Source organism: Romboutsia sp. 1001713B170131_170501_G6, from assembly GCF_015668195.1.
GTDB lineage: Bacteria > Bacillota > Clostridia > Peptostreptococcales > Peptostreptococcaceae > Romboutsia_C.
This window is the reverse complement of record NZ_JADPFC010000010.1, coordinates 21,107-40,712: the sequence shown is the minus strand read 5'-3', so window position 1 is coordinate 40,712 and position 19,606 is coordinate 21,107. Positions and strand designations below refer to the sequence as shown.

Annotated in this window: 14 protein-coding genes and 3 tRNA genes; 16 read left to right on the top strand and 1 reads right to left on the bottom strand. The window is 29.0% G+C overall.

The window, feature by feature from the left end:
- Positions 1–58 precede the first annotated feature (58 nt).
- The 11 genes from hcp (at position 59) to I4U89_RS13955 (ending at position 9,643) form a co-directional block, all read left to right on the top strand.
- Positions 59–1,783 (top strand): hydroxylamine reductase, encoded by a 1,725-nt coding sequence (hcp, locus tag I4U89_RS14005; RefSeq protein ID WP_195940899.1) that lies wholly within the window; start codon positions 59–61, stop codon positions 1,781–1,783.
- A 262-nt stretch (positions 1,784–2,045) separates the two neighbouring features.
- On the top strand, positions 2,046–2,723 hold the full coding sequence (locus I4U89_RS14000; RefSeq protein ID WP_195940898.1) for an NAD(P)/FAD-dependent oxidoreductase: 678 nt from the start codon (positions 2,046–2,048) through the stop codon (positions 2,721–2,723).
- Positions 2,723–2,908, top strand: a complete 186-nt coding sequence (locus I4U89_RS13995) for a DUF1858 domain-containing protein (protein WP_195940897.1) — start codon at positions 2,723–2,725, stop codon at positions 2,906–2,908. Before I4U89_RS14000 ends, I4U89_RS13995 begins: the two co-directional genes overlap by 1 nt.
- A 178-nt stretch (positions 2,909–3,086) precedes the next feature.
- Positions 3,087–3,160: transfer RNA gene (locus tag I4U89_RS13990), tRNA-Cys, on the top strand.
- Positions 3,161–3,171: 11 nt separating this feature from the next.
- A tRNA-Asn gene (locus I4U89_RS13985) sits at positions 3,172–3,247 on the top strand.
- A 4-nt stretch (positions 3,248–3,251) separates the two neighbouring features.
- Positions 3,252–3,326: transfer RNA gene (locus tag I4U89_RS13980), tRNA-Thr, on the top strand.
- A gap of 313 nt (positions 3,327–3,639) precedes the next feature.
- Positions 3,640–5,040 (top strand): MATE family efflux transporter, encoded by a 1,401-nt coding sequence (locus tag I4U89_RS13975; RefSeq protein ID WP_195940896.1) that lies wholly within the window; start codon positions 3,640–3,642, stop codon positions 5,038–5,040.
- Between the two features lie 109 nt (positions 5,041–5,149).
- Positions 5,150–5,845 (top strand): DNA/RNA nuclease SfsA, encoded by a 696-nt coding sequence (sfsA, locus tag I4U89_RS13970; protein WP_195940895.1) that lies wholly within the window; start codon positions 5,150–5,152, stop codon positions 5,843–5,845.
- A 122-nt stretch (positions 5,846–5,967) separates the two neighbouring features.
- Positions 5,968–7,233 carry a 30S ribosomal protein S1 gene (locus I4U89_RS13965; protein WP_195940894.1) on the top strand — a complete coding sequence of 422 codons (1,266 nt, stop codon included), beginning with the start codon at positions 5,968–5,970 and terminating at the stop codon, positions 7,231–7,233.
- A gap of 230 nt (positions 7,234–7,463) precedes the next feature.
- Positions 7,464–8,174: a phosphatase gene (locus I4U89_RS13960; protein WP_195940893.1), complete on the top strand. Its 711-nt coding sequence runs from the start codon at positions 7,464–7,466 to the stop codon at positions 8,172–8,174.
- 149 nt (positions 8,175–8,323) lie between these two features.
- Positions 8,324–9,643: a hypothetical protein gene (locus tag I4U89_RS13955; RefSeq protein WP_195940892.1), complete on the top strand. Its 1,320-nt coding sequence runs from the start codon at positions 8,324–8,326 to the stop codon at positions 9,641–9,643.
- A gap of 87 nt (positions 9,644–9,730) precedes the next feature.
- Here the strand turns inward: I4U89_RS13955 and I4U89_RS13950 are convergent, their stop codons facing one another.
- Positions 9,731–11,044: a conjugated bile salt MFS transporter gene (locus I4U89_RS13950; RefSeq protein WP_092923172.1), complete on the bottom strand. Its 1,314-nt coding sequence runs from the start codon at positions 11,042–11,044 to the stop codon at positions 9,731–9,733.
- Between the two features lie 323 nt (positions 11,045–11,367).
- Here I4U89_RS13950 and I4U89_RS13945 point away from each other — a divergent pair, with 323 nt between their 5' ends.
- The 5 genes from I4U89_RS13945 to I4U89_RS13925 all read left to right on the top strand — a co-directional run bounded on the left by I4U89_RS13945 (position 11,368) and on the right by I4U89_RS13925 (position 19,339).
- Positions 11,368–12,870, top strand: a complete 1,503-nt coding sequence (locus I4U89_RS13945) for a helix-turn-helix transcriptional regulator (RefSeq protein ID WP_195940891.1) — start codon at positions 11,368–11,370, stop codon at positions 12,868–12,870.
- Between the two features lie 417 nt (positions 12,871–13,287).
- Positions 13,288–14,643: a sodium:alanine symporter family protein gene (locus I4U89_RS13940; RefSeq protein WP_195940890.1), complete on the top strand. Its 1,356-nt coding sequence runs from the start codon at positions 13,288–13,290 to the stop codon at positions 14,641–14,643.
- 101 nt (positions 14,644–14,744) lie between these two features.
- On the top strand, positions 14,745–16,397 hold the full coding sequence (locus I4U89_RS13935) for an amidohydrolase (protein ID WP_195940889.1): 1,653 nt from the start codon (positions 14,745–14,747) through the stop codon (positions 16,395–16,397).
- 368 nt (positions 16,398–16,765) lie between these two features.
- Positions 16,766–18,739, top strand: a complete 1,974-nt coding sequence (locus tag I4U89_RS13930) for a YgiQ family radical SAM protein (RefSeq protein ID WP_195940888.1) — start codon at positions 16,766–16,768, stop codon at positions 18,737–18,739.
- Between the two features lie 219 nt (positions 18,740–18,958).
- Positions 18,959–19,339: a hypothetical protein gene (locus tag I4U89_RS13925; protein WP_195940887.1), complete on the top strand. Its 381-nt coding sequence runs from the start codon at positions 18,959–18,961 to the stop codon at positions 19,337–19,339.
- The last annotated feature ends 267 nt before the right edge of the window (positions 19,340–19,606 follow it).

Here is a 19,606-nt window from a genome sequence, read left to right as displayed (position 1 = left end):
AGAAATATATACTATTATAACATATAATTATCACATAAAATAAAGAGGAGGACATGAAATGGAAAATAAAATGTTTTGTTTTCAGTGTCAAGAAACAGCAGGATGTACAGGATGTACAAAATTTGGAGTATGTGGAAAATCACCAGATCTAGCAAGAATGCAAGATCTATTAATATATACAACTAAAGGATTATCAGAGGTTACTACTAGACTAAGAAATGAAGGGAAGAAAATAGATAGTACTGTTAACCATCTAATAACTATAAACTTATTTACAACAATAACTAATGCAAATTTTGATGATGAAATATTCTATGAAAGAGTAAAACAAACTTTAATAACTAAGGAAGAATTATTATCAAAATTAAAGAACAAAGAAAATTTATCAGAAGCAGCATTATGGAATGCATCAAATAATGAAGAATTAGATGCTAAAGTATCTGTATTATCTAAACTAAAAAACACGATACTAGGAAGTGGTAAGAAACAAGTAGAAATAGATACAATACTAGATGAAAAATCAACTAAAGTTGGTGTATTAGCTACAAAAGATGAAGATATAAGAAGTTTAAGAGAACTTATAATATATGGATTAAAAGGCTTATCAGCATATATGAAACATGCTAATGCTTTAGGGTATGACAATGAAGAAGTTAATGCATTTTTACAAAGCACTTTAGCTAAAACATTAGATGATAGCCTAACTATTGACGAATTAATAGCATTAACATTAGAAACAGGTAAAGTTGGGGTAGATGGAATGGCTTTACTTGATAGTGCAAATACAGGCACTTATGGGCATCCAGAGATTACTAAAGTTAATATAGGGGTTAGAAATAATCCAGGTATATTAGTATCAGGACATGATTTAAAAGATTTAGAATTATTACTTAAACAAACAGAGGGAACAGGAGTAGATGTATATACTCATTCTGAAATGTTACCAGCTCATTATTATCCAGCATTTAAGAAGTATTCACACTTTGTAGGTAACTATGGAAATGCTTGGTGGAAGCAAAAAGAAGAATTTGAAAGCTTCAATGGTCCAATATTAATGACTACAAACTGTATAGTTCCTCCAAAAGATAGCTATAAAGATAGATTATATACTACTGGAGCAGCTGGATTTGCTGGATGTACACATATAAAAGGAAATGCAGAAGATGATAAAGATTTTTCTGTGATAATAGAACATGCTAAAAAGTGTAAAGCTCCTATAGAGATAGAAACTGGAGAAATAATAGGTGGATTTGCACATAATCAAGTTTTCGCCCTTGCAGATAAAGTTGTAGAAGCAGTTAAAACTGGAGCTATAAAGAGATTCTTTGTAATGGGTGGATGTGACGGAAGAGCTAAGTCAAGAAACTACTACACAGAATTTGCTAAGGCTTTACCACAAGATACAGTTATACTTACAGCAGGATGTGCTAAGTATAAATACAACAAGTTACCTTTAGGAGATATAAACGGTATACCTAGAGTATTAGATGCAGGTCAATGTAATGATTCTTACTCATTAGCGCTTATTGCATTAAAACTTAAAGAAGTATTTGAATTAGAAGATATAAATGATTTACCAATATCATTTAATATAGCTTGGTATGAGCAAAAAGCTGTAATAGTATTATTATCGTTACTGTACTTAGGTGTTAAAAATATACACTTAGGACCGACATTACCAGCATTTTTATCACCAAATGTAGCTAAGGTTTTAGTTGAAAACTTTGGTATAGGCGGAATAACAAATGTTGAAGATGATTTAAATATGTTCTTAGGAAAATAATTTTAATAAAAAAGGTACCATTTAATATGGTATCTTTTTTACATAAAATATTTAATTCTAAGTTAAAATTATTGATAATTCACACAGACTATAAAATACACTTTAAAATATTAATGAAAGAAAATTTAATATTTTCAGTAATAATATGAGTTTTATGTAACGTATGTTACACAAGTTTTACGAAAAATAGGATATAATAAGATTAAACAAAATTTAAATAGATTTAACTTAACTTTATAAGAAAGGTAAAGTGTAGATATAGATGAGTAATTATGGGAATTTACAAAAAATAAGGAATGGTAAAAGAACATATGGAATAACTCCTCATATACCTGGAGGGTTTGTATTGCCAGATACCCTTATAAAAATAGCTAATGTAGCTAAAAAATATAATGGAGTATTAAAAATAACATCAGGTCAAAGAATATTAATAACTAATTTAAAAGAAGAAGATCTAGATGATATATGGAAAGAGCTAGATATGAAACCAGCAGTTACAAATCAATATTCTGTAAAAAATGTAGAGATGTGTCCAGCAAATTTTTGTAAAAGGTCAAAATATCCAACAATAGGTATAGCTATGAAGATAAGTAAAAACTTTCATGGGATGCCACTTCCAAATAGAACAAAAATAGGAGTTGCGGGATGTAGAAATGCATGCACAAGTGTGTACTCTAAAGACATTGGAGTTTTAGTAGATATTGATGGAACTTTCTTTGTATGTGCAGGAGGAAGTGCAGGTTTTTACCCAAGAGTAGCTGATATAATAACTAAAAAATTATCAGAAAAAGAAGCATATACCTTAGTTGAAACTTTACTTAACTACTATAATGAACATGGTCAAATGGGTGAAAAGTTAGGTGAATTCATAGATAGAATAGGTATAGAAAATTTTAGAAAAGATGTACTAGAGATAGCAAATTTAAAGGAGGAATTATAATGATAACTAAAGATTCTATAATAGGAGATATAATAAAAGAAAAACCAGAGGCAGTAAAAATACTTATGGACTATGGTATGGGATGTCTAGGTTGCCCTTCAGCTACAATGGAAAGATTAGAACAAGCTTGTGAAATACATGGAATAGACTTAGACGAGGTTTTAGCTAAGATAAATAGCCTTTAATATTAAAAGAATAAATATATCAGTAAGGAGTATATATATTCCTTACTGATATATGAAATTAACATGCATGTTATAAAACTCTAAAATAGTCGAAAAAAGTATAAAAATTTAATTAAAAAAATAATGAAAACAGTTGCAAAAAAATATATAAAATAATATAATAGTATTGTGTTAATAAGGCGACATAGCCAAGTGGTAAGGCAGTGGACTGCAACTCCTTGATCCCCAGTTCGAATCTGGGTGTCGCCTCCAATTTAATATATGGGAATATGGCTCAGTTGGTAGAGCAATTGACTGTTAATCAATGGGTCACAGGTTCGAGTCCTGTTATTCCCGCCAATATGCTGGTGTGGCTCAACGGTAGAGCAGCTGACTTGTAATCAGCAGGTTGTAGGTTCGATTCCTATCACCAGCTCCAATTTAAATGACTCTAATCATATGATTAGAGTTATTTTTTTACGCTTAAGAAAATTATGATACTTAAAAAGCTGTGGATAACTATTGAAGTTTAAGTAATACTAATTAGTTTGCATAGCGTAAAAAAGAGATTTTGAGCAACGGACGAAGTCGTTGGCGACATGAGAGAAGCGAATTTTTTATAAAATAAAAAATGTTTTAAAATTAAATGGTTATGTATTATAATTAAAAGTATTAGAAAAATAGTATATGTTTAAATTTGAAATAGTTGACAATGTAAACTTAAAATATAATAAATCTAGGAGGGAATTTGGATGAGTAATAATGTCACGGATTTGGGAAAGGGAAGCATTCCTAAATTGATATTTAAGCTAGCAACACCTGCAATAGTAGCTCAACTGGTAAATGTACTATACAATATAGTTGATAGAATATTTATAGGGAGAATGCAAGGTGGAGATATAGCGATGGCTGGTGTTGGAGTTGCATTTCCAATAACATTAATAGTAGCAGCTTTCGCGGCTTTAGTAGGTATGGGGGGAGCTCCATTAGCTGCAATAAAAATGGGTGAAAAGGATAATGATGGCGCAGAAAAGATAATGAGTAATAGCTTTTCTACACTTGTACTATTAGCAATCTTACTAACTGTAGTATTTTTAATATTTAAAGAACCATTACTTTGGGCATTTGGAGCAAGTGAAGCTACTATAGGTTATGCAATGGATTACTTAAGTATATATCTAATAGGAACTATATTTGTTCTTATGGCACTTGGTATGAATCCATTTATAAATACACAAGGTTTCGCAAAAATAGGTATGATGACAGTATCTATAGGTGCGGCTATGAATATAATACTTGATCCAATATTAATATTTGGATTAGATATGGGTGTTAAGGGTGCTGCTACAGCTACAGTTATCTCTCAAGCAGTATCAGCAATGTGGGTACTAAGATTCTTACTAGGAAAAAAGACAATATTAAGAATAAGAAAAAAATACTTAAAAATAGATTTTAGAATAATGGGAAGAGTAATGGGACTTGGAGTTGCACCATTTATAATGCAAGCTACGGAGAGTTTAGTTTTAATAACATTAAATACAAAGCTTCAAATGTATGGTGGAGACTTAGCTGTAGGTGCAATGACTATAATGAGTAGTATAATGCAGATAATAATGCTTCCGACAATGGGGGTTACTCAAGGTTCTCAACCTATAATGAGTTACAACTATGGAGCAAAACAAATTGATAGAGTTAAAAAGACTTTTAAGTTAACTGTATTAATTACTTTAGGATACACTGCAACAATGTGCACAGCACTTATGATAATGCCAGAGATGTTTGTTAGGATATTCAATAGTGATCCAAAATTAATTGAAATAACAGTATGGAGTATAAGAATTTACTTCGTTGGAATAACTATATTTGGTATACAGGTAGCATGCCAAAATACATTACTTGCACTTGGGCAAGCCAAAATTTCTCTGTTTTTAGCATTACTTAGAAAAGTAATTTTATTAATACCATTAATATATATATTACCAACATTTATAGAAGATAAGTTATTTGCAGTGCTTTTAGCACAGCCTATAGCAGATATAACGGCAGTTTTAACAACAGCAATATGCTTTATGGTATTTTATAAGAAAAATTTAAGCAATATAGAAAGTAAAAGCATTAATACTAATGGTAAAGAAAGCTTAAATACAAATTAATAGAGTTAAAAAATCTCTTATGGATATATATATTTATGAGAGATTTTTTATTGTAAATATTTATAAATAATTAATGCAATCAAATTGAATTTTCATTAAGGAGAGACATATGAAGTATAATAAAATCGTAAAGGGTAAATTTATAGAAAGGCCAAATAGATTTATAGCTTATTGTGATATAGATGGAAAAGTAGAAAAAGTACACGTTAAAAATACAGGAAGATGTAAAGAGCTATTAATAGAAGGTTGCACTGTATATTTAGAAGAAAGTGATAATCCAAATAGAAAAACAAAGTATTCACTAGTTGCAGTTGAAAAAGGAGAGCGGCTAATAAATATGGATTCTCAGGTACCAAATAAGGTAGTATACGAAGCACTAGAGAATGATTTAATACAACTTCCTGGTCTTAATGAAGAAATAACTTACATTAAGCCTGAACAGAAATATCATGATTCAAGATTTGATATATATTTAGAAACTAAAAATAAAAAGGTATTTATAGAGATAAAGGGAGTAACACTAGAAGAGAATGGTGTAGTAATGTTTCCTGATGCTAAAACAGAAAGAGGAGTAAAGCATATAAATGAATTAATAAAAGCAAAAGACGATGGATATGAGTGCTATATATTTTTTTTAGTTCAGATGGATAATGTAAAATATTTTACACCTAATAAAAAAATGCACTATGAACTTTGGGAAGCATTAAAAAGAGCAAGGGAAAAAGGTGTAAATATAGTATCTTATGATTGTAATGTGGATAAAGAAGGGATAGTCATAAAGGAAGCTGTAGAAGTTATTTTATAAAATAATATATTTTTAAAATTTAGTATATAACTTTAAAATGTTGCAAGAAAAATATAAGTATTTGAAATATTAATGGTATAATATTCATATATGATATTTATTATGAAAGGAAGTTTATAACTATGACGAATAATTTATCAATGCAAGAACTTTTAGAACAACAAGAAAAAGAATTAAATAACATAAAAGTTGGGGAAACTATAAATGGTAAAATATCTAAGGTTAGTAATGATGGTGTTAGCTTAGAACTTAACTTTGGATTTGATGGGATAATCCCTACAAATGAATTAAATATTCCTAAAGGAAAATATACTAGTGATGTATATAATGTAGGAGATGAAATAAGTGCTGTTATAACAAAGGTTAACCATAAAGATGGAACAATACAATTATCAAAATTAAGATTAGATAAAGAAGCAGACATAAAAGAGTTAGAAAAAATACATAATGAACATAGAATAATAACTGTTAATGTAAATAAAAACATAGAAAGAGGAGTATTTGCTACTTATAAAACGCAAACGTTATTTATACCAATATCTCAATTAGATACTAAGTTTGTAAATGATACAAAAGAGTATGTTGGACGTAATTTAGAAGTATATATAAAAGAACTAGATTTAAAGAAAAATAGATTAGTGGCTAGTCATAGAGAAGTATTACAAGAAAGAATAGACAAAGAAAGAGAAGAAAGAAGAGCAAGAATAAAGGCGGAAAAAGAAGCTGAAAGAGCTAGAGTTAAAGCTGAAAGAGAAGCTCATATAGCAAAAGTTAAAGCTGATAAAGAAGCTTTATTTGAATCTTTAGAAGTTGGACAGAAAAGAGAAGGTAAAGTTGTAAAAATGATGCCTTATGGAGCTTTCGTTGATATTGGAGGAATAGAAGGGTTACTTCATCAAAACAACTTATCTTGGGAAAGAGTAGAGTCTGTAGAAGATGTAATTCAAGAAGGACAAGAAGTACAAGTTTATGTATTAGATATAGATAAAGAAAATAAAAAGTTTGCATTAGCATTAAAAGATATAAATAATGATCCATGGGAATTAATAAAACAAGAAGTACAATTAGATGATATAATAACTGGAACTGTAGTTAGAACTATAGAAAAGGGTGCTATTGTTAAGATAAGAGAAGGCGTAGAAGCATTCTTACCGATATCTGAATTAAGTGAAGAAAGAGTTATGAGAGTTAATAATGTAGTAAATGTTGGTGATGAAGTTAGCGCTATGGTTATAGAATTTAAGCCAAAGAATAGAAAAATGATATTATCTATAAAAGAAGCTACTAAAGAACCAGAAGAAGATTACTCAGAATTTTTAGAAGTTGAAGAATCATTAGGTTCATTAGGTGAATTATTTAAAGATAAATTTAAAGATTTAAAAAAATAACATTATACAAAGAGCCATGTTGTTTAACAATGTGGCTTTAACTATATGATATTTAAGGGAGATAGAGTGATTACACCAGATAACGAAAGTTTTAAATCTGTATTTTTATAGGATTTGATTTTTTGGGAATAATGAGTTTAGTAGTATTAAATTTAATTATAATAATATCATTATGGTTTTTATTTAAGAAAATAACACAGAAAAAATTATAATTTATAGGGAGAATTTTAATGAAAGCATTAATAGATTTACATACACATACACTAGTAAGTGGACATGCATATAGTACAGTACAAGAAAATATACAATCAGCAATTGACAATGGATTAAAATATTTAGGATTGTCAGAACATGCGCCAAATATGCCAGGTGGACCTCATCCATATTATTTCCATAATATTTATTGTATACCGAAAGAAGTAAATGGACTTAGAGTACTTAGAGGAATAGAAGCAAATATTATAGATTTTGAAGGAAATACAGATGTAGATGATGATATGCTTACACATATAGACTATGTCATAGCTAGCTTACATACACCATGTATAGATGCTGGAACTATAGAAGAAAATACACAAGCTGTACTTAATGTAATGGATAAATTAAAAGTTAAGATAATAGGACATTTAGATGATAGTAGATATCCAGTTGATTATGAAAAAGTAGTAAAAAAGGCAAAAGAGAAAAATATAGCATTAGAAATAAATAATTCATCTTTAAAGCCGACGACTTTTAGACAAGGAGCTTGGGAGAATGTAGTTAAACTACTTGAATATTGTAAAAAATACAATGTAAAAGTGATACTTGGAAGTGATGCACATATATCTTATGATGTAGGAAAATTCCCATATTCTGAGAAGGTAATAAATGATGTAAAATTTCCCAAAGAGTTAGTTATAAACTACAATGAAGAAAGTATAATAGAGTTTTTAAATTTATAAATAATATAATAGCTTAAAGTTAAGTAAATTTAGAAAATAAAGAGTATAAAAGAAGGACAAACAATATTCAAAATATAGTATAATATAAGAGTAACACTTATTGATAAGTGTTACTTTTATTATGCTTTAATTTAAAGGAGAGAGTTGGCATGGAGTATATTGCAAGGGTAGTATCTAATGTTGTTTGGCCTATGTTTATACCTTTTTTGCTTTTACTTGGGACATATATATGTTTGCAAGTTTTTTTTAACATAAGGCAACGAATTACAACAAAGGGGAAAATAAATTACAAGTACATAATTCCACAAAGTACCGTAGCTTTGGGTACTATGATGGGAACAGGAACAGTCGTTGGTTTTTTGACGGGGCTTAGTAAACTTTCTATAAGTGGGCAAATATATGTTGAATCAATTGCTATATGGGCACTACTTGGATCTATAATATTAATACCTATATCATATTGTGAAACTTTAATATCTAAAGTTGTGAGAATGCAACCAAAAGAATATATAGAAGCATTTATATCAAATAAAGCCTCAAAATTATATGTTGCATCTTTAGTTTTATTGTACATATTTGCTATAGGGGGAATACAGTTAAGTGGAATAGATGCAGTAGTAACCACTAGTATAAATGAAATAGTAAATTTGGAATTTAGTGAAATACAAAGATATATGTATATTGTTATTCCAGTAATAATTATATTAATTACCATTATACTTAAAAACAGACAAAGTATATTTTTAAAAATTTTAGTAACTATGGTAATACTATCATTTTCAACTTATTTATTATCATTTTTCATATTTCTTTATAAAACACAAGAGTATATACCTATATTTATAGAACGTATTATTATAGGATTTAAAAATCCTGTATCGGTGTTATTTGGAATACCATTAGGTCTTATATTTGGACTTCAGAGAGTTATACAAATAGCAGAACCAGGTCTTGGAACACTTGCATTAGCATCTATGAAATCAAATTCTAAGCCAAGAGAAGCTGCTTTAATATCTTCTATACTAACAACTGTACTTATTGTTATATCAGTGTTAGTTACTTCATATATAGCATCTTATGGACTTAGTAAAGGAATAATAAATTTTTCAGTTAATGGATACGAGAAGTTAGTGTCATACTTTGATACTATAATTAGTGTAACGGGTAAATTTGGGATATTAATACTATTTACATTTATAGCCTTATCTGCATTAACTACTTTATTGGGAGGATATCTTGTACTTATAAATGTAGCTAATTTTAATATTAAAAATAATTATCTTGTTTATGTAAGTTTATTAATATTAGGAGGTGCATTATCAGTATTTAATGTAGAATTAGTATTTTTATTATTGGAGATATTATTATTTATTTCAACATCTATTAACATTATGGCACTTGCTATGTTCACAGAATTTGAATGGAAAAAATATAAAATAAGAACATCAAAAATTAGGAAGGTTGCGTAAAAGTATAATTTAAACCAAGTTTAAATATAAAATTTATATATGCATAAAATAAAAGGAGTGTATAAAATACACTCCTTTAAATTATTATTAAGCAACTTCTTGAGAAGAAGCATCCTTTTGTAATTTAGCTATTCTTTCTTTGTTTAACTTAGACATACCTATAGAAGCAGTTATTAAAGCTGTATAACATACAACTATAAATGCTAAAACGAATATCCAAGCTATGCTGTATCCCATTTTATCAACTAATAATCCAAATATTGATGAACCAGCAGCAAATCCTACTGCGAAGAATATTTGAACTACACCAAGTATAGCACCGAACTCTTTTTTACCGAAGAATGATCCTGCAAGTAAAGAAGGTCCCATCATGTAAGCGAATACTGATAATCCTTTTAAAGCAGCAAATATTGGAGCTAACATAGGTATTAAACCTGCATTCATTAGAGCTAGGCAAGAAGTACCAGCTAATGCAAAGGCAACTATAAGACCTTTAGTTATACCTAATTTATCAAATATTACTCCACCAAATAAGTTTCCTCCAAGAGAGAATATAGCGAATGTAGAACCTACCATACCAACTATCATAGGATCAACTTTTAAGAAGTTCTTTAAGTAAGCAGGATATTGTACAGCAAGTACAGAAACATACATACCTAAGAAGAATAATCCTAAAGCAAACAGCCAGAAGAATTTAACATTTTTAACTTCTTTTAAAGAGTATCCCCAATCAACTGAAATAGTACTTTGCTCTTTTTCTTCTTTTCCATTGTCTTTTTTCTTACCTCTAACTATTTCGCTATCATTCTTTGGCATTCTTAAGAATAATAAAGTTATAGGTATACCTACAATTAATGATAAAGCACCAAACATAAAGTATGATTTAGATATACCGAAGTTAGTTAATGAATAAGCAGTCATACTTTGAAGGAATATATTACCTATAGATCCTCCAGCGAAAGCAAGTCCCATTGCCTTACCTTTTGATAATTCATCGAACCATCCATTTATTAATAAAGGAACCCCGATTGAAGATATAGCAGCTGTACCAACTTGAACTATACCAGCAACAAGGTAAAATTGCCATAATTCTTTACACATAGAGAATGCTAAGAATCCTCCACCTGAAAGTATAGAACCCATTAAGTACATTGTTTTAACACTAACTTTATTAAACATTGCTCCTATAAATGGAGACGCTATAGCAGATACAACTGTACCTAATGTAAATATTAATGAGAATCCAGCTTGTGTAAATCCATATCCTGAATCAGGAGATAGGATGTAAGCCATAAATTGTGGTTGGATATTTGCAGCAACGCCAAATGGTATAGCTTGTATAAGCATACATGCAACTACTATTAACCAACCAGTTGCGAATTTTTTACTTTTAGTGTTCATTGTATGATTTCTCCTTTGTTGTTGTTTTTGTAAATAGACACATAAAAATGGATATAAATGTAAAAACATAAATTAAAATGAAATATATCCTAGAAAAAGGATATCATAAGTGATATATTAAAAACAAAGGAAGGTTGATGAACAAAGTTGAAACTTGATTCAAGAATATTCAATAACTTCAATTAAAAATCAACTTTGATTAATTTATACTTAGTATGGTATTGTCAGATATACTATAAAATGGAGTCATAGTAATATATAAAATATATAATAATATTAAGAAATCATAAAAGAACGAGCAAATAAAAAGGAAGGTGAATAGGTTGAAAAATATTGCATTTGGTCAACTATTAGAAAAGCTACTTTACTTATCAAATCAAAAAAAGAGTACATTAGCAAAAGAGTTAGGATATGATATATCTTATATAAGTAAATGGATTAATGGGAGAAATTTACCGACTCAAAAGAGCATATCTAGTATATGTAAAATAGCATCAGAGTTTATAGTTAAATCTTTAAATGCTACATCAAAGCAAGAGCTTAAACACTACTTTGAAATAGATGTAGAGGTAAAAGATGACACTGTATTAGCTCAATATATAGAAAGAAGTTTAAAAGAATCATATATGGTTACGGCACAAAAAAGTTCTTCTAATATATATAAGAGTACACACTCTGAAGATAATTATAATAGTATGATGCATATAAACCCAAGGCTTAGAAAACAGTATTTAGCAAAGGATGCAATATTGCATATAAGTAAATCTAGTAAATTAGATTTAATATTATCTACCAACTTATATAGACTTAATGGAAATGACAAAGTTTCTATATCAGAAATGAAATCAGCATTATATAGCATACAAAAAGACAAAGAAGTGAAAGCAAGGGTATTAACTGGATTTGAAGGAAATCAAAATGATAAGGTACTAAATACATTACTTATAATAGACATGATAACAACATATCCTAATTTAGATTTTGAAGTATATAACTGTAATGTAGATAGCAGTAATATTTTAGCTGTTATAAAGGATAGAATTTTCCATAGTGCTATATTTGCAAGCGATGGACAATGCTTATTTACTAATATGTCTAAAGAAAAGGCTATCATAGATGAGGTTTATTATAGTTTAGAAGAAATATTAAAAAATCAAGGTAAATTGCTTGTAGAGAAAGAAACTCCACTAGATTTATTAAAGAATAAAACTTATATACAATATATAATGGGACAAGATTTAAAATGGGTATTAGGAGTTATGAATGAATTTTTTATGCCATCTGATTTATTTATAGAAATTGCAGAAGATGTATTTGGAAATGACAAAGAATTACTACAAGAGCTACGCCAAATAAATGCATTTTTACAAAATGTAACATACAAATCTAACATAAAGGTATTAATTTATGAAGCAAAACTAATGAAGTATATATCAACAGGAGAAATAACATTTTTTAATACACCAGTAAAATTAACATTAGAACAAATGGAAAGGCATATAAAAAATATAGAAAAAATAATAAAAGAACATGAAAATATAGAAATTAAACTTATTGAAAATAGCTCCATAGAAGAATTTGATTCAGGTTTAAGTCCATCTATGTATCTATCTAAGAATCTAAAGTTAATAAAAACACATCCTATGGATGAGGTAAATGATTATGCAATAATTAAAGATAACGAGTTTAAAAAAATATGTGATGAAGTGTTTGATAGTGTATGGAATGAGAAAGAAAATATACTAGTAAGTGAAAAGGAAGATATTTTAGAAAAAATATCAAAGGCACTAGTTTATACTAGAATAATAAATGGTGAAATTAATTAATAGTTTACTAGAAATTATATTGACGAATTTCAAAAATGTTTGAATTTGTTGAAAAAAGAAAATAAAGGTCAAAATAATTTATTGACTTAAATAATAAAAAATTGATATTGTAGTAACTGTAAATAGGCACTAACAAAATCATTAATGATCCAATAATTTTATATAGTTAATCTTAAAGTTTTATATTTTAATAAAATCTTAAAACTGATATAGATATACCGTTATTATTTTAATTAATAAAATACGTAAGATAGTCAGTTTTTTGATGAAAAAGTATAAGTGCTAAGATTAACTTTTATAAATTGTTGTATTATTTAATGAATGTGAAGCCTATTTTTTTTGTATATTTTAGGGGGTTAGATATACAAAAAACAAAATAGATATAAAAAATAAATATTTACAAGGAGAACATAAAAGATGCTACATCAGTTAGAAGTTGCAATAACAAAAGTATCTGAAGCTATATGGCCAGTATTTTTACCATTTATATTAGTTGTTGGCGCTACAATGGCTATAAGGACAATCTTCATGATACAAAAACAAGCTACAAAGCCTGCTAAATTACAAATGAAAAATGTAATAGGGCCAGCTTCTATATCTTTAGGGGCGATGATAGGTACAGGAGCGATAATAGGTGTTCTTGGTGCATTATCAAAATTATCAGCAAACGGCCAAGCAAATATAGAAGCTATGGCTATATGGGCATTAATAGGTTCATTAATAATGCTTCCTGTTTCATATTCTGAAACATTAAACTCAAAAATAATGGGGAAAACTCCAAAGGAGTATATATCTACTCTAATAAGCCCTAAATTAGGAATGACATATGCTATATGTTTCGTTGCATTAGCAGTATTTGGATTTGGTGGGTTCCAATTTAGTGGTATAGATTCAGTTTTCGCTACAGTATTAAATGATAAGTTTGGAATCGAATTATCATTAGTTCAAAGATATTTATTCATAGTTATACCAGTAATAGCAGTAGTTGCTGCATTAGTATTATCTAAAAAGCACGAGTTATTTATGGGAGCAATGACTTATATGATAGGAACAGCAGTTGCTGGGTACTTCATATTCTTTACAATGTTTGTTCTTAAGACTGCTGATTACATACCTACTTTCTTTGGAAGTATGATAAAAGGTATGATGAATCCAGTTAATGCAATGATGGGTGTGCCTTTAGGATTTATATTAGGTATGCAAAAGGTTATACAAACAGCAGAAACTGGTCTTGGAGCTTTAGCAATGGCTGCTCAAGAATCTAATTCACAACCAAGAGAAGCAGCTATGATATCTTTATTACCAACAGCTGTAACAGTATTCGTTTCTATAGTTGTTACTTCATATATAGCTTCTTATGGAGTTGAAGTAGGAACTTTAGCATTAGTTGATGCTAATGGAAATGCAGCAGGAACTGTTGCAAGATTAGGTGGTTACTTTGCTACGGCTGAGCATGTAGTTGGTATATTTGGATTAATTGTTTTAGCAGCATTCACAGTATTATCAGCATTAACTACAATACTTGGATCTTACTACTACATGACAAAGTTATTTAAGCAAAATCCAATTAATAAAAATATAGCAATATACTTAGCATTAATAATAGCTGCTGGTACTTTAGCAGTATTTGGAGCTAACGTGGTATTCGAAGCTGTTGACTTATTATTATTTGTACTTTCAGGAATAAATGTAACAGCATTAGCTATATTTACATTCAAACATTGGGAAGCTTACAAGTTAAGTGGATCAATTAAAAAAGACAAAGTAGCTTAATGATATAATAATTATTTAAATAAGCTAAAAAGCTACTTGCTATATTAGTAAGTAGCTTTATATATATACATTAAAACTTGCCTGGTGAAGGGAGAAATACAATGACTAAAAAGATTTACTTCAATGGAACAGTGGTAACTGTTGACAAAAATGAATCAATAGCACAAGCTATATTAGTTGAAGAAGGAAAAATAAAAGCAGTAGGAACTAATGAAGAGGTTCTTGCGTTAGCAGATGAAATTACTGAAAAAATAGACCTAGATGGGAAAACAATTCTCCCAGGGTTTATAGATCCTCATGGACACATAGTTGCTACAGCTCAAACTTTAATGATAGTAACATTAGGAGATGTAACTTCTAAAGAAGAACTATTATCTAGATTAAAAGAAGCCTTCGAAAGTGATCCTCCAACAGATGGAAACTGGTTAATAGGATTTGGATATGATAACACTAAATTTGAAGGTGGAGAACATCCAACTAAGTTTGACTTAGACCAAATAAGTACAGAAGTACCGATAACTGTTTCTCATGCATCAGGACATTTATCAGCTGTAAACTCTAAAGCATTAGAATTATATGGATATGTAGGAGATGACTATATAGTTCCAGAAGGTGGAGTTGTAAGAACAGTATCACCTGATTCAAAAGAGGCAAATGGAGTATTAGAAGAAAATGCTATATTAGATAGTGAAAAGAAAAAAGTTATAAAAGCTCCAGGATTTGAAGAAGTTTTAAAGGCTGTTGTTAAAGCTCAAAAGGTATATGCATCATTAGGTGTTACAACAACTCAAGATGCTTCAGTAGAAGAAGCTAATCATTACAATCATATATTAGGAGCATGTGCTCAAAATAATATGTTAATGATAGATATAGTTGGACTTGCTACTCAGCCATCAACAATGAACTTAATGAAAAATGAAGGTACTCCAAAGAGAGAATACTTCAATCACTATAAGTTAGCAGGAGCTAAGACTTGGTTAGATGGGTCTCCGCAAGGATTTACTGCTTGGTTAAGCAAGCCTTATCACGTTGTACCAGAAGGTCAACCAGCTGATTACTGTGGATATGGAACTCAAACTGATGAAGTTGTAACTAATTACTTTGTTGATTGTATAAACTTAAATGTACAAGTTCATACTCATGTAAATGGTGATGAAGCTTGTGCTCAATTCTTAAGATGCTACAAAAAAGCTTTAGAAATAACAGGAAGTAAAGCAGATTTAAGACCTGTTATGGTTCACTGTCAAGCATTAAGAGAAGACCAATTAGATGATGTTAAAGAAATAGGTGCAATACCAACATTCTTCAATGATCATGTAAGATTCTGGGGAGATTTACACCATGATCAAGTATTTGGACCAGAAAGAGCTCAAAATATATCTCCAATAGGATGGGCATTAGAAAAGGGTATAAAGTTTACGCTACATCAAGATCCACCAGTAAAAATGCCAAACCAAATAATAGCTATGCATACAGCTGTTAATAGAACTACAGAATCAGGAAGAGTATTAGGAGAACATCAAAGAATATCAGTTATGGAAGCTATAAAGGCTGTAACTATAAATGGTGCATACCAATACTTCGAAGAAGATGTAAAAGGTAGTATAGAAGTTGGTAAGTTAGCTGACTTAGTTATATTAGATAAAAACCCTCTTGAAGTTGATACTATGGAAATAGAAAACATAAAAGTATTAGAAACTATAAAAGAAGGTAAAACTATATTTGTTAAAGAAGCTGAATTACAAAATGCATAATATAAAAAATAGCGATGAGATATCTCATCGCTATTTTAAATTTTAAGCAAATTAAAAATTTCGTATTCCCTAAAAAACTAATAAATAAATATTTTAACTAATACTTTTGTTTGATATTTATATTAAGTGGTTAATAATAATTAAGAGTATCTATTTTGTGTAGTAAAATATAAAATGAGACAGTAAGCATAAATATTTTCCAGGAAATTATATAAAATTACCATACTTATTTTAATTTTGATAAAAATAAATAAATAATGATTAAAAATAAAGTAAATTAATGATATAATTAAATCTTAAGACCTAAGGACAGAAAATGAATTTTTAATATGTTAAAATAGACAAATATAGATTAAGCAGGTGATAAAATGGAAAACAAATTTTTACCTATATGCAAGCAAGATATGATAGATAGAGGATGGGAACAACTAGATTTTATTATAGTTACAGGAGATGCTTATGTTGACCATCATAGCTTTGGTACAGCTATAATATCTAGAGTATTAGAAAATGCAGGGTATAAAGTAGGAATAATAGCTCAACCAGATTGGAAAAGTACTGATGATTTTATGAAGCTAGGAGAACCAAGACTAGGTTTCCTAGTTAACTCAGGAAATATGGACTCTATGGTTAATCATTATTCAGTAAGTAAAAAACGTAGAGATAAAGATATGTACTCTCCAGGTGGGAAAATGGGACTTAGACCTGATAGAGCAGTAATAGTTTATTGTAATAAAATTAGAGAAGCTTATAAAGATGCTAACATAGCAATTGGAGGGCTTGAAGCAAGTTTAAGAAGATTTGCTCATTATGACTATTGGGGAGATAAAGTGAGAAAGTCTATACTAATAGATAGTGGTGCAGATTTATTAGTTTATGGTATGAGTGAAAGACAAATAGTAGAAGTAGCTAATGCTTTAAATGACGGTTTTGACCCTAAATATATAAGACATATAAATGGAACTTGTTATATAGCAGATAGCAAAGAAGAAATATATGATGATTATGTAGAGATACCATCATATAAAGATGTATGTTCAAGTAAAGAAGAATATGCAAAAGCATTTAAAATTCAATATGATGAGCAAGACCCATATAGAGGAAAAGTTATAATACAAAGACATGGTGATAAGTATTTAGTTCAAAATAAACCAGAACCACCATTAAATAGAGAAGAGCTGGATGAAGTTTATGCACTACCTTATGCTAAAGACTATCATCCTATATACAAAGAAATGGGAGGAATACCTGCTATAGAAGAAGTTAAGTTTGGTATAGTAAGTTCAAGAGGTTGCTTTGGAAGTTGTTCTTTCTGTGCAATAACATTCCACCAAGGTAGAGCAGTACAAAGTAGAAGTCATGAGTCTATATTAGATGAAGCTAAATATATAACAGAACTTCCAGATTTTAAAGGATATATACATGATGTTGGAGGTCCTACAGCAAACTTTAGACATGAAGCATGTAAAAAGCAAATAACTAAAGGAGCTTGTAAGCATAGACAATGTTTACACCCAGATCCATGTAAGAATTTAAAAGTTGACCATACAGATTTCTTAGAATTATTGAGAAAGGTTAGAAATTTACCTAAAGTTAAGAAGGTATTCGTACGTTCAGGAATAAGATATGACTATGTAATGGCTGATAAAAATGATAAATTCTTTAAAGAACTTGTTGAACATCATGTTAGTGGGCAATTAAAAGTGGCTCCAGAGCATATAGCAGAAGAAGTTTTAGAGCATATGCAAAAGCCAGCAGGAAATACTTATGATAAATTTAGAGAAAAATTCTTTAGATTAAGTGAAAGAGCTGGTAAAAAACAATATATTATACCTTATTTAATGTCATCTCATCCAGGTTCAACATTAAATTCAGCTATAGAGCTTGCAGAGTACTTAAGAGACATTAAATATCAACCAGAGCAGGTACAGGATTTTTATCCAACTCCAGGGACATTATCAACTACGATGTTCTACACAGGAATAGATCCATTAACTATGAAACCAGTATATGTTCCTAAGTCGAAACAAGAAAAGGCTATGCAAAGAGCATTACTTCAATATAGTGCTCCAAGAAATTATGATTTAGTACATGCAGCATTAGTTGAAGCTGGAAGAGAAGATTTAATAGGATTTAGTCCAAGATGTTTAATAAAGCCAAGAGAAGCTAGAGGATATTCAAATAGAAACTTGAATTCTAAAAACTCAAATAATAATAGTTCAAGAGGAAGAAATTCTTCAAGAAATAATGAATCAAAATCTAGAGGCAAAAAGGATAGAAATAATAAATCAAGTAAGAATTTTTCTAAAAGTTCAAAGCCTATGAAAAAGAAAAGAAGATAAATATACAAAGGATATGACATAAGTTCATATCCTTTTATTATTTTTATATCATTTTATACAAATCAATGGTAAAAATTTATTGAAATGTTAAGAATTTAAAATAATTAATAATAAAAATGTAGAAAAAAGTCGTTTTATGTAACTAAATTTTATATTATTCATATTATATTAAAGGACAGGCAAATAAGCTGTCCTAATTAAAAGGAGGTTAATATAAATATGTGCAGAAATAATAATTGTGAATGTTTCCAAAGAGACGATTTTGAGGATATAAGAGATGAAGTATGTGATATAGAAAGTAGATGTTGTGATGGATTTGTTAAGGAACAATTTACTATAAGATCAACGGCTACACCTGCTGGAGTAGTTGTTTATGACTCATCTAATCCAAATACTACGCGTGCTACAATAAAAGTTAGAAACTTATCAAGAACTGTAAGTATTAGAGTTCAAGCGAGCCCTATTGATATTGTCATAGCACCAAATCAAGAAGCTGCATTTTCAGTAGAGCAATTAAACGCTGTTGTAATTACATCACTAACACCAAATATGACAGCAAGAGCATTACTTTGCTTTGATTTACAACTTGCATCATTTTAACTTTAGTGATATTACACATACACTAATAATATAGATAAGTTACCCTAAGAAAAAATAAATAATTTCTTAAAGGCAGAGATTTTTCTCTGCCTTTTTTGTTTTTATTATAAGCATAAAATATATTAATTATTTAATTAAAAGATTAAGTATTTATAAAAAATAACGTAAATAATAAAGGTAGGAGTATGGTTAAAAAATCGACTAACATTGACATTTTTTTTAGTAAGAGTTATACTAAAATTTGTGTTTAATTTAAATAAATATAAA